Source organism: Kitasatospora sp. NPDC096077, from assembly GCF_040303245.1.
In the GTDB taxonomy this organism is placed as follows: Bacteria; Actinomycetota; Actinomycetes; order Streptomycetales; family Streptomycetaceae; genus Kitasatospora.
In genome coordinates this window covers 53,364-65,319 of the sequence record NZ_JBEOSV010000049.1, presented here as the reverse complement: position 1 = coordinate 65,319, position 11,956 = coordinate 53,364, and the positions used below count along the sequence as shown (strand labels likewise).

The window sequence follows — 11,956 nt, the reverse complement described above, 5'->3', positions numbered from 1 at the left end:
CCTACCGGTTTCGGCGGGGGTGTTGGCTCCGACGCGGATGTCGATGGCGCGGACGGTGTCTGCCCGGGCTTGCGGCCGTGGTTGGCGCCCTTCTTCCGCCGGGCCTTCTTCTTGCGTGCGCGCTTGGACATCGTGCTGTTCCTTCGGGTTGTCGGGTAGGGGACGTTCAAGCGGCCCGGCCGACCAGCTGGTCGGCGAGCTTGGCCAGACGCTTCTGCGAGCGCTCCTCCTGGGCGACCTGGGCCGTCGGAGCGGCGACGCCGCCGTCGTAGTAGGCGCCGTTGGCGACCTCGACGTCCGGCAGGCAGAGCCGGACCACGGCTGCCGCACCCTCGGAGGCCGGCGCGCCGACCCGCCCGTACAGCGGGAGCAGCGCGGTGTCGCACAGGCCCGGGTTGAGGCTGACGGCTGTGATGCCGGAGCCGGCCGGGGCCATCTCGGCGGTCGCCATGGTGAGCGCGAGCTGCGACTGGGCGTACGCGGCGACCCGGGAGTACTTCTTCACCCGGTGCGGGTCCGACCAGTTCATCGACGCGGTGCGGTGCAGCGAGGACGAGACGTTGACGATCCGGGCGTCGCCGGCCGCCGAGAGCGGGGCCCGCAGCAGCTTGGCCAGCAGGTGCGCGGCGAGGAAGTTGACCTGCAGCGAGACCTCGTTGCCGTCGTCGGTGAGGGTGCAGCGCTCGGGCGCCATCACGGCGGCGTTGTTCACCAGCAGGTCCAGCGCGGGGTAGTGCTTGACGACCGTGCCGGCCAGCACCGCGACCTCCGCCAGCTTGCCGAAGTCGGCGGCCAGCTCGACCAGTTGGTCCCGGCGGGCGCCCGCGGCGATCAGTCGGCCGACGGCGTCCTCGGCCTCGGCGGTGGTCCTGGCGTGCACCAGGACGGTGGCACCCAGACCGGAGAGCAGCCGGGCGGTCTCCCAGCCGATGCCCGAGGAGGCGCCGGTGACGAGGGCGGTACGGGCGGACAGAACTGCGTCGGACATGACCCATCCAAGGGTGTACGGCACCGGCGGGGTGCGGAGACGGGACGGCACGCGGCCGCCCGCCCCGGGGCCGCCGGTGCGAATGCGAAAAGGGTGGTGAGGTGAGGACGCTCGCCCGCCCCCGCCCTCGGAGCCGAACGGGGCGGGGGACGGGCGGCGATGACGGCACGGATCCGGTGAATCGGAGCCCGGGCCCGTGCGCGCGGCCGGTGACCAAGCGGGAAGGGGCTGGGGCCTACCGGACGGCGGTGGCGACCGCGACCGCGACGACGAACCGCGGCCGGCTATGCGGCGGGCGGTCGTGGTGGCGGTTCGAGCGGTGCATGTCTCTCATCAAAGCCTGCCCGGGGGCCCGGGGCAAGCCCGTTCACCCGCCCTGACGAACCCCTGACGCGCTGCCGACGTCCCGTTGACGCCTCGTCTTGACGCCTCGCCTTGACGCCTCGTCGACCTGCACCGTCGACCCCCGGTCGACCCACGTCAACTCGCCCCGGCCCACCGGCAGTCGCCAAGGTCGCGTCAGCAACCGGCCCGCCACTGCCAGGCTTTCGTCAACGCGCCGCCGCCCGGGCCCGCACTCTGGCGTACTGGTCGGATGTCCGTCACCACTCCGCCGCCCGTCGCCCCCCTTCCCGCCACCGTCCGGTCCGCCGCCGAGCGGCCCGGCGCCGGCCTCCTCCCCGCCCACGTCCTCCGCAGCGGCCACGGCGGCTGGTGGGCGGACGATCCCGGCGCGGTGGGTGCGCTGCTGGTGCACTGCGGGCCGGAGCGGCTGCTGCGCGGGGACCCGGCGCGGCTGGACCGGGACGTGCTGGCCCGGTACGGGCGGGGGCAGTTCCACGCCCCGGAACGCTTCCTGCCGCTGCTCGGCCGCACCTTCAGCCACGTCACCCCGTGGGTGCGGGTGCTGCACGTCCATGCGGAGCGGCCCCGGCCGGTGTCCCGGCACATCGTCGCCTGGGTCCGTCCGCTGGACGCGGGCGACGAGCCCCGGCTCGACCACTTCGCCCGGCGCAGCACCGCCGTGCCCTCCCCGGGCCCGCACTGGATCGCCGAGACCTGGGGCGGCCACCGCGCCCTCGCCACGAGCGGCTTCGCCTGGGGCGCGTTCCTCGGCCCCTACCTGGCCTCGCTGGTGTGCGGCTACCTGGTCGGCCGGGAGCACCTGGACCTCGCGGTGGCCACCGACCCGGCGTTCCGCCGCCTCGACCTCGCGCTCGCCTGCGTGCACGCCGCCACCGCCGCCGCCCGCGACCGGGGGCTCACCCCGACCTGGTCGGCGCCCCGGAGCAACGGGGCCAGCCGGGCACTGGCCGCGGCGGCGGGCTTCCGGCCGGTGCGGCAGGAGCTGGTGTACTGGGCCGGCCCGGCGCTGTAGGTCCGCTCTCCCGGATCCCGGGCCGGGTCAGGGGGCGGCCGGGCCGTCGACGGGGAGGCGGGAGACCCGGATCGTCCGGCGCGGCAGGGCGGCGGGCAGCGAGAGCAGCAGGGCGGCGGCGGTGAACAGCCCGAAGTGCTCGCCCTCGACTCCCGCCCCGGCCCAGCCGAGTTCGGCGTGGTGGTGCTCGGCGAAGGCGTTGCAGCACAGCCAGGCCGCCAGGCCGACCACCGGGGCGGCCGGCGGTCGGGAGAACGCCCCGGCGAGGGCGGCCAGGCCGAGGTAGGCGACGTACGGGAACCAGTCGGCGTGGAGTTCGCCGACCCGGTCGAGGCCGAGCGCGAGCAGCCCGCCGGACAGCAGGGCCACGGTGAAGGAGACCGGGACCGGCAGCCGGTCCAGCACCGGCCGGTAGCGTCGGCCGCCGGGCCGGGCGGAGTACATGCGCATGGTCCCGTCCCAGCCTCGCCGTACGTTCGTTCGGCGCCAGCCAACCCGACGGCCGACGCGCCGCCGTGGCGTCTTGACGCGATCCTGACGCCGACGCCCGCCGTCCCTACGCGGTCTTGACGCCCGGACTGCGGACCGGTCGGCGTCACGACGGCGGGCCCTCGGTCGGCGGCGCACGGTCAGTCCGTGGCCCGGGCCAGGCCGATCACATAGGCGGTGCCGCCGCCGGGCGCCGGCTCGACCGTCAGGTCGCCGTTCATCGCCTCCACGAAGCCGCGCAGCACGGCCGGCTCCGTGCCCTCCCGGCCGGCGGGCCGGTGGCCCTCGACGGTGACCCGGACGTCCACCCGGCCGGCCACCGCACCGGCGGCCACCGCCACCGGCCCGGCGCCCGCCGCGCCCAGGGCCAGCACGTCCGCGAACGCCCGCGTCAGCAGCCCGGGGTCGGCCAGCACCCGGGGCAGACCCGGTGCCAGGTCGATCCGGACGCCCGGCGCCCCCTCGGCGGCCGCCCGGACCGTCTCGGCGGCCGCCCGGACCGTCTCGGCCAGGTCGGTCGGCCGCAGCACCACCGGCATCGCCCCGGCCCGCAGCCGGCCCAGGTCCAGCAGGTCGGCGACCAGCCGTTCCATCCGGTCCGCCGCGGCGCCGATCCGCTGCCCGGCCGGAGCGGGCAGCCGCCCGGCCTCCCGCCGCACCGTCGCCACCGGCGCCCGCAGCTCCCGGCCGACGGCCTCCAGCAGCGCGGTGTACAGCCCGTCGGTGTGGGCGAGCGCCGCCGCGGCCGAGGCCTGGGCGGCCAGCCGCTCCCGTTCTCTGGCCAGCTTCAGCTGGGTGACGTAGGGGCCCAGCAGCCGGGTGTCCTCCTCGGTGAGCGGGGTTCCGCGCAGGACCAGCACCGCGCCCTCGCCGAGGTCGACGGAGAACGACGCCTCGTCCGGGCCCCGCGGCACCGTCGCCCCGGCCGCGGCCGCCGACTGCCACAGCGCGCCGGTCCGCACCAGCACGGCGGCGCCGTCCAGCCCGAACACCTGCCGCAGTTCGGCCACCAGGTCGGGCAGCACCCGCGGCCCGGACTCCACCGTCTCCCCCGCCAGCCGGGCCAGCACGGCCGCCTCCGCGCGCGCCCGTCCGGCCTGCTGGGAGCGCCGGGTGAGGCCGTCGATCAGATGGGCGATCACCCCGGCCACCGCGAGGAACAGCAGCAGCGCGGCGAGGTCCGCGCCGTGCTCCACCGTCAGGCTGTGCCACGGCGTGGTGAAGAACCAGTCCGCCGCCAGCGCCCCGGCCGCGGTGGCGCCGGCGGCCGGCAGCAGTCCGCCCAGCCGGGCCGTGCCGGCCACCGCCAGCAGCAGGCAGAGCAGCACGCCGGACAGGCCCAGGGAGTGCCGCAGCGGGGACAGCGCCCAGGCCAGCGCGACCGCGCCGGCCGGGCCGAGCAGCCAGGCCAGCCGGCGCCGCCGGACCGGGACCAGCGCCGGACGCCGCCGCCGGGGCCCGGCCGGTACGGTCAGCAGTCCCGGTTCGCGGGCCGGCAGGACCCGCACGTCGATCGGGCCGGCCAGCCGGATCACCCGGTTGATCACCGAACCGTGCACCAGCTCGCGCAGCCTGCTGCGGCCGGTCGGCCCGAGCAGGATCTGGGTGGCGCTCTCGGCCCGGGCGAAGTCCACCAGCGCCGGCGCCACGTCGCCGCCGCTCACCTCGACGAAGCTGCCGTGCAGTTCCTGGAGCAACGCGCGCTGCGCCGCCAGGCCCGGCGGCTCGTGCCGGGCCGTGCCGTCGTCCAGCCGGACGTGCACGCCGATCAGGTCACCGTGCACCCGGGCCGCCGTCCGGGCGCCCCGGCGGATCAGGTGCTCGCCCTGCGGGGCGCCGTTCAGGGCGACCACGATCCGCTCCTTGGTCTCCCAGGGCGCTCGGATGCCGTGCCGGGAGCGGTAGTCGGCGAGCTCCTCCTCGACCCGGTCGGCGAGCCAGAGCAGCGCCAGTTCGCGCAGGGCGCCCAGGTTGCCGGCCCGGAAGTAGTGGTCCAGCGCGACGTCGATCCGGTCCGGCGGGTAGATCTCGCCCCGGGCCAGCCGGGTGCGCAGCGCCTCCGGGCTCAGGTCGACCAGCTCGATCCGGTCGGCGGCCCGGACCACCTCGTCGGGGATGGTCTCCCGCTGGGCGACGCCGGTGATCTGCTCGACCACGTCGTTGAGGCTCTCCAGGTGCTGGATGTTGAGCGTGGTCGCCACGTCGATGCCCGCGTCCAGCAGTTCCCGGACGTCCTGCCAGCGCTTCCGGTGCCGCCCGCCGGGCACGTCGGTGTGCGCGAGCTCGTCCACCAGCACGAGTGCCGGGCGGCGCGCCAGCAGGCCGTCCAGGTCCAGCTCCGCCAGCCGGGCGCCCCGGTACGGCACCGGGCGCCGGGGCAGCACCGGCAGGTCCCCCAGCTGTTCCGCGGTGCCGGGCCGGTCGTACGTCTCCACCAGGCCGACCACCACGTCCAGCCCCTCGCCGCGCAGCCGCCGGGCCTCCCGCAGCATCGCGTACGTCTTGCCGACCCCCGGCGCCGCCCCCAGGAACACCCGCAGCTTCCCGGTCACCGTCTGCCCGTCACCTCTTCCGCCTCGCTGTCCATGGTCCGCCCGGGCCGGGGGTTCCGGCGAGGAGCCCGGGACCCGGTCGGCGGCCGGGCGAAACGCTATGCGACCGGACCCGCCGCTCCCGGCATCCGCTCGCCCGGTGTCCCTCCGTCGGTCCAGCCGGACCGCCCGGGGCCACCGCGCGCCCATGGCGACGGCCCGCCCCCGCGGGGTGCGGGGGCGGGCCGTCGGGTGGAGGTCAGCGGGGCGTCAACGGCCCTGGAGGGACTTGACGTTGTCGCCGAAGCTCCAGCCCTTGGAGCCGTCCCAGTTGAGCGACCAGGTCATCAGCCCCTTCAGGGCGCCGCCGAAGGCGCTCCAGGACTGGCCGACCGAGCCCGGGTCCATGTAGCCCCCGCCCGCTCCGGGTTGGGCCGGCAGGCCGGGGACCTGCTTGTCGTACGGGACGGTGATCGTGGTGCCCTGGACGGTCAGGCCGTTGTTCAGGCAGGTGGTCTGCACGGTGAAGCCCTGGACGGTGCCGGCCTGGTAGGAGTCACCGGAGCAGCCGTACATGCTGCCGTTGTAGTACTGCATGTTCAGCCACCAGAGCTGGCCGTTGTCGACGTACTTCTTGATGATCGGCAGGTAGGCGCCCCAGATCGAGCCGTAAGTGACGCTGCCGCCGGTGACGTACGCGGTCTCGGGGGCCATGGTCAGGCCGAAGCCGGCGGGCATCTGGGCCAGCACGCCGTCGATGATGCGCTCCAGGTTGGCCTGCGAGGCGGAGAGCGTCTTGATGTCGCCGCTCCCGGACAGGCCGGTCTCGATGTCGATGTCGATCCCGTCGAAGTTGTACTTCTTGAGGATCGGGACGACGGTCGCCACGAAGCGGTCGGCGACGGTGCTGGAGCTCAGGTCGATGCCCGCGGCGGCGCCGCCGATCGACATCAGGATGGTCGCGCCGTTCGCCTTGGCCTGGCACATCTCGGCGGGGGTGGACACCTTGACGTTGGTGTCCATGCCGTCCTGCCACTGCACGGTGCCGTCCGAGAGGATCACCGGGAAGGCGGCGTTGATGACGTTGTAGCCGTGCGCGGCGATCCGGCTGTCGGTGATCGGGACCCAGCCGAGGCCCGGGTGGACGCCGTTGGAGGCGCCGTCCCAGTTCTCCCAGTAGCCCTGGAGGACCTTGCCGGAGGGCCGGGGCTTGGTCGGGCAGGTGTCACCGCCCGGCGGGGTGGTGGGCGGCGTGGTCGGCGGAGTGGTCGGCGGAGTGGTGGGAGGTGTCGTGGGTGGGGTGGTGGGGGGCGTGGTGGGCGGGGTGGTGGTCGGCGTCGCGGTCGGCGAGGGGCTGCTGCCGCCGGGGCCGGTGAGCGACACGTCGTCCGCGTAGTAGGCGGGCTGCCCGTACCAGCCGTGCAGGTAGACGGTCACCGAGGTGGTGTTCGCCCCGGTGGTGAAGCCGACGCTGAGCTGGCCGTACGAGGGGTTGCTCGCCGTCCAGGTGGACGGGTCGCTGCCGGCGCCGGTGCCGCCGGCGCCCAGGTAGACGTAGCTGCCCTGGACGTAGGCGCTCAGCGTGTACTGGGAGTTGGGCTGCACGCTGACGGTCTGGCTGCACTGGGCGGTGTCCTGGCCGGTCGGGGTGGCCTGGAGGGCGGAGTTTCCGGAGTGGACCGGGGTGCTGACGACCGTGCCGGTGCCGCCGGAGCAGGTCCAGCCGGCGAGCCCGTTCTCGAACCCGGGGTTGGTCACCAGGTTGGTGGTCGCCGCGCCGGCGGTGACCGAGCCCACGGCGGCGATCCCGGCCCCGATGACCGCGGCCGCGCTCACCACGGCCAGCGAGCGCCGCAGCACCGTCGGGCCGGGCTGGGCGCGGTCGCTCCGGTGCACCCGGGTGGCGCGCTCCGGGGCCGTCCGGGGCGGCTCGCTCCCGGGGCGGCCGTCCGCGGGACGGCCGGGGGCCGGAGTGGGGCGGAGACCATCCGACGCACGGGGGGTGCGCGACCTCCGACGGAACATGCTGAACTCCCTTCCCGGCCGGGCGCCATGGACATGACCGACGCGTGGGGGGCGTGCCGCCCGGCTGGATGAGGTGGGGGACATGTGGGGCTGTGCCGGACCGGATCGTAGGAGGGGCGGCCGAACCGGTCAATAGGTCTGGACCATTTAGGTCTGGACCAATTCCGGGGCACGGCCCGGACCAGCGCCGTTCCGGCCTCGGCGCCCCCGTCGACGCACCACCCACGAACGACGGGTGCCCGGGACGTCGGACGGGCCGACGTCCCGGGCACCCGGGGTCAGTGATCGGTGGCCGGCGGCCAGGGGTCAGGGATCGGAGGCCCGGGGGCCGGTGGCCGGGCTCAGCCGCTGAAACCGAGCGAGCCGGGCGTCGGACCGTCGGCGGCCGCCGGCTGGGTGCCGCGCCACCAGCGCGGCGCCGCCGCCTTGGCGGCCTTGGCGCCGTTCGCCGGGGCGCCCGGCAGCTCGATGGACCTGATCAACTCCCCCGCCCGGCCGTGGATGTCGATCCGGACCGGCAGGGTGCGGCCCCGCACGCACGTCCCGCCCGGGCCGACCTCGTGCACCTGGCCCAGCGTCGCCGTCACGGCCCGGACCAGCGCCAGCGCCACGTCGTCGCCGGTCACCGGCCCGAGGTCGTCCCGGAGCCAGTGCAGGTGGAGCGTCCACTCCCCGCCCCGGGCCGCCGTACGCGGCTGGGTGGGCTCGGCGCTGAAGCCGAGCCCGGTGAGCGCCTCGATCAGCGACTCCACGTCGTCGCCGTCCAGGTGCTGGAAGTTCTCTTCGACGAGCAGCTGCGCCATGGCCGTTCCCCCGTGTGATGACCGTTCGGACGGAGGCGCGGGTGACGCCCCCGGAGGACGATCTTGACGGCCCGCGCGCCGCACCGGAATGCGCGGGCCGCCGTCTTGACGGTTTCCGTACGCGCCGACCTGATGATCAGCGCTGACGGGCAGCCGCCCCCGGGGGTGGGGCGACCGCCCGTCAGTACCCGCCGCTGGGGCGTCGGTCAGTAGAACAGGTCGGGGCTGAGCTGGTAGTCGTAGCCGCTGCCGCCGGGCCAGTAGAAGCGCACCTCGGCCTTGTAGTCGTGGCCGCCGCTCGGGTTGGTGAGGGTGTAGGAGTAGGTGTACTCACCGCTGTGACAGCCGAAGGTGGTGTCCAGCGCCCGGCCACCGGTGGTGTAGTCCCAGAGGATCACCTCCTCGTTGCAGTTGCCGTTGCCGAAGTTGCTGTACGCCTGCGCCGTCACCTGGCCGTTCCCCGCACTCACGCAGGCCCGCTCGGTGTCGGTGCCGCCGCAGCCGCCGCCGCTCGACGCCGCGGCGCTGCCGGCGCCGGCCAGGCCGAGGCCGGCGACCAGCGCCGTGCCGAGCAGGGCGACGGCCGTCTTGCGGACTCCGTTGACGAACATCCCGGTTCTCCCTCTCGATCGCGACCCGGTCCTTCGACCGGGCACACCGGAAGGTTCGGACACCGCGATGGACAAACGATGAGCATGCCCATCAGGCCAGCCCGTGCAGCGCCGACTCGACCTCCGCCGCGTGCACCGGGAGCTCCAACTGCCGGAACCGGCGCAGTGCTTCGTTCAGGAGGTCGCGGGCCCGGTCGGTGCGGCGCAGCATCGCGCAGGCCTCGCCGAGGACGCCCAGCGCGTACCCTTCGAGCGTGCCCGAGGCCTGCCGGGCCAGCGGCAGGGTCGCCTCCGCCGAGCGGACGGCGGCCCCCGCCCGCCCCGCCGCCAGGTGGACCTGGGCGACCAGCAGGCCCGCGGCGACCTGGTAGTCGGTCAGGCCGAAGCTGCCCAGCCGTCTGTGCGCATGCTCGGCCTCGGCGAGCGCCGGGGCCAGGTCGCCGCCCAGGTGCAGCACCCGGGCCAGGTAGAACCGGCTGACCGCCTCCGCGCCGCGGAACTGCCGACCGGTCAGCTCGGCTCCCCGGACGGCGGTGGCCCGGGCCCGCGCGAAGCGGCCGGTCTGCGCCTGGCAGACGGCGAGCTCGCCGAGCGTCAGGCCCTCCGCCGCCGCGTCCCCGAGTCGGTGGAAGAGCGCGGCGGCCCGGCCCAGCACGACGATCGCCTCCTCGTAGCGCCGCTCCAGCCGGGCGGTCGCCCCGAGCAGGTGCAGCACCCGCGCCCGCAGCCCGCGCAACTCCCGCCCCCGACACAGCGGCAGCGCCCGGTCCAGCTCGACGCCGGCCTGCGCGAAGCGGCCGGTGTGCCAGAGCATGCCGCCGCGCACCGAGCGGGCCAGGGCCTCGGCGGCCGGCTCGGCACGCCGGTGCGCGGCCTCGGCCAGCCGGCCCGCGAGCTCGGCCACCGAGGCCGCGTAGCCGCGGCCGAAGAACGCCCCGCCCATGGTGTCCACCAGCTCGGCGGCCTGGGTCAGCGACAGCCCGTCGTCACCGCAGGCCCGGTGGACCACCGCGTGGTGCAGGGCGCTCTGGGCCCGCATCCAGGTGTTGGCCGCCTCGATGCTGCGGAAGGCCGGGCCCGCCCCGGTGGTCACCACCGGGGCCTCGCCGCGCCGGGCCAGGTCGGTGCGGTGGGCGGCCGCCGCCGCGTTGCGGGCGCCCGCCAGGCAGTGGTCGAGCAGCCGGGCGAACGCGGCGGTGACCGCCCCGGGAGCGTCCTGTCGGTCGCTCCGCTGCCGGGCGAACACCCGGACCAGGTCGTGGCAGCCGTAGCGGTCGGCGGCCGGGGACTGCAGCAGGTTGAGGTCCACCAGGGACTCCAGCCGGGCGCGGGCCTCCTCGGGGCCCAGGTCGAGCAGCGCGGCGGCGGCCGGGAGCGCGAGTTCAGGTGTGTCCGGCAGCGCGACCAGCCGCAGGGCACAGGCCTGCGCCGCGTCCAGCCGGGCGTAGGAGAGCGCCAGGGCGGGTTCCACCGCGGTGTGGTGGTAGGTGAGTTCGGCGAGCCGGGTCGACTCGTCGGCGAGGCTCGCCGCGAGCCCGGCGAGCGGCTGCCCGGGGTCGGCGGCCAGCCGGGAACCGGCCACCCGCACCGCCAGCGGCAGCAGGCCGCAGGCCTCGGCGATCGCGGCGGCCGCCCCGGGCTCGGCCTCGACCCTGGCCCGCCCGGCCTCGGCGGCCAGCAGGTCGAGCGCCTCGGACGGCGCCAGGGCGTCGAGGTGGAGGTGCTGGGCCCCGGGCAGCCCGCTCAGCCAGCTCCGGCTGGTGACCAGCACCGCGCAGCTCCGGGTGCCGGGCAGCAACGGGAGCACCTGGGCGGCGTCGGCCGCGTTGTCCAGCAGGAGCAGCAGCCGGCGCCCGGCCACCGTGGTGCGGTAGAGCGCGGCGCGCTCGACCGGGTCGGCGGGGATCGTCCGCTCGGCCGTGCCGAGGGCGGTGAGCAGCACGGCGAGGGCCTCGGCGGGGTCGAGCGGGTCGGCCCGGGTGCCGCGCAGGTCCAGGTGGAGCCGGCCGTCGGGGTAGTGGTCGCGCAGCGCGTGGGCGACGTGCAGGGCCAGGGTGGTCTTCCCGACCCCGCCCAGACCGTTGACGGCGAGCACGACCACGGCGGCCGGGTCGGGTCGGCGGAGTTCCGCGGTCAGTCGCGCCACGGCGGCACGGCGGCCGGTGAAGTCGGCGACGGCGGCGGGCAGTCGCGTCGGATCGGGGGCCTGAACGGTGGCGGGGGCGCCGGCCGGGGTGGCGGCGGTGCGCCCGGTCCGGACCGGTGGGGTGTCCAACTCCGGCTGCCCCAGTCCCTGTTCCTCGAAGAACCGGTGGGCCTCGGCCCGCACCGCGCGGGCTTCGGCCGGCCGGCCCACGCGGTGCAGCTCCGCTGCCAGCAGGGCCCGGAAGCGCTCGTGGAACGGGTGGGCGAAGACGGCCCGGCCGAGGTCGACCAGGCAGGTCGGGCTGTCCCCCAGCTCGACGTCCAGGCCGAGCTTGGCCTCCAGGGCCGTGAGCCGGCGAAGGACCAGCCGAAGACGCAGCTCGGCGGCGTGCGGGCCCGGCAGGCCGGCCAGCGGCTCGCCCCGGTGCAGGGCCAGGGCCTGGTCCAACAGCTCGCGGGCGCGTGGGAGTTCACCGGCGGCGGCGGCCCGGTCGGCCTGCCCGACCAGGGCGTCGAAGGTGCCGACGTCCACCGCCCCGGCGGGTACGTCCAACCGGTAACCGCCGTCGACGGTCACCAGCAGGTGCTCGGCGGCGAACTTCTTGAACTCCCGGCGCAGCCGGTAGGCGTGGGTGGCCAGCACGGACCTGGGCCGGGCCGGCGGGCGGTCCTCCTCGAAGACCCCGGCCGCGAGTGCCTCGGCCGTCAGCACCCGGCCCGGCCGGGCCAACAGCATGGCGAGGAAGGCCTGTTGCTGCCGCCGCCCCAGGTCGAGCGGGCGCTCGTGGCACCATCCGGCCGGTGGGCCCAGCAGCCTGAAGCCCAGCCCGACCCCGCCGCCGTCGGGTCCGGTCCGGCTCACCGCTCCTCACCGGTCGCGCCGGTCGCACGGTTCGACCGTCGTCCTGACGGCGGGCCCGGGGCGGCAGTCCGAGGGCGCGCCCTCGGCGCGTCCGCCGGTGCGTTCCGGCGGGAGGCCCGGCGCC

General features: G+C 76.1%; 8 protein-coding genes and 1 pseudogene. 1 reads left to right on the top strand and 8 read right to left on the bottom strand.

Going from position 1 to position 11,956, the window contains the following annotated elements:
* Positions 1 to 65 precede the first annotated feature (65 nt).
* Positions 66 to 131 (bottom strand): annotated as a pseudogene (locus ABTZ03_RS44310) (50S ribosomal protein bL37); the annotation flags it as partial.
* 35 nt (positions 132 to 166) lie between these two features.
* Positions 167 to 988: an SDR family NAD(P)-dependent oxidoreductase gene (locus ABTZ03_RS31370; RefSeq protein ID WP_350516506.1), complete on the bottom strand. Its 822-nt coding sequence runs from the start codon at positions 986 to 988 to the stop codon at positions 167 to 169.
* 595 nt (positions 989 to 1,583) lie between these two features.
* Here ABTZ03_RS31370 and ABTZ03_RS31365 point away from each other — a divergent pair.
* On the top strand, positions 1,584 to 2,366 hold the full coding sequence (locus tag ABTZ03_RS31365; protein ID WP_350516505.1) for a GNAT family N-acetyltransferase: 783 nt from the start codon (positions 1,584 to 1,586) through the stop codon (positions 2,364 to 2,366).
* A gap of 27 nt (positions 2,367 to 2,393) precedes the next feature.
* On the opposite strand, the gene ABTZ03_RS31360 is transcribed toward ABTZ03_RS31365, so the two are convergent.
* The 6 genes from ABTZ03_RS31360 to ABTZ03_RS31330 form a co-directional block, all read right to left on the bottom strand.
* Entirely contained in the window at positions 2,394 to 2,816 is a 423-nt protein-coding gene (locus tag ABTZ03_RS31360) for a hypothetical protein (RefSeq protein ID WP_350516504.1), read from the bottom strand.
* A 179-nt stretch (positions 2,817 to 2,995) separates the two neighbouring features.
* A complete protein-coding gene (locus ABTZ03_RS31355) occupies positions 2,996 to 5,407 on the bottom strand; it encodes a sensor histidine kinase (protein ID WP_350516503.1) in 2,412 nt (803 codons plus the stop codon).
* A gap of 249 nt (positions 5,408 to 5,656) precedes the next feature.
* The gene (locus ABTZ03_RS44305) at positions 5,657 to 7,282 is read right to left on the bottom strand and encodes a carbohydrate binding domain-containing protein (protein ID WP_502894644.1); all 1,626 of its coding nucleotides are present in this window, start codon (positions 7,280 to 7,282) and stop codon (positions 5,657 to 5,659) included.
* 470 nt (positions 7,283 to 7,752) lie between these two features.
* Positions 7,753 to 8,214, bottom strand: coding sequence for a hypothetical protein (locus ABTZ03_RS31340; RefSeq protein ID WP_350516502.1), 462 nt, complete (start codon positions 8,212 to 8,214; stop codon positions 7,753 to 7,755).
* Positions 8,215 to 8,420: 206 nt separating this feature from the next.
* Positions 8,421 to 8,825 carry a hypothetical protein gene (locus ABTZ03_RS31335; RefSeq protein WP_350516501.1) on the bottom strand — a complete coding sequence of 135 codons (405 nt, stop codon included), beginning with the start codon at positions 8,823 to 8,825 and terminating at the stop codon, positions 8,421 to 8,423.
* 91 nt (positions 8,826 to 8,916) lie between these two features.
* The gene (locus tag ABTZ03_RS31330; protein ID WP_350516500.1) at positions 8,917 to 11,832 is read right to left on the bottom strand and encodes an AfsR/SARP family transcriptional regulator; all 2,916 of its coding nucleotides are present in this window, start codon (positions 11,830 to 11,832) and stop codon (positions 8,917 to 8,919) included.
* Positions 11,833 to 11,956: the final 124 nt, after the last annotated feature.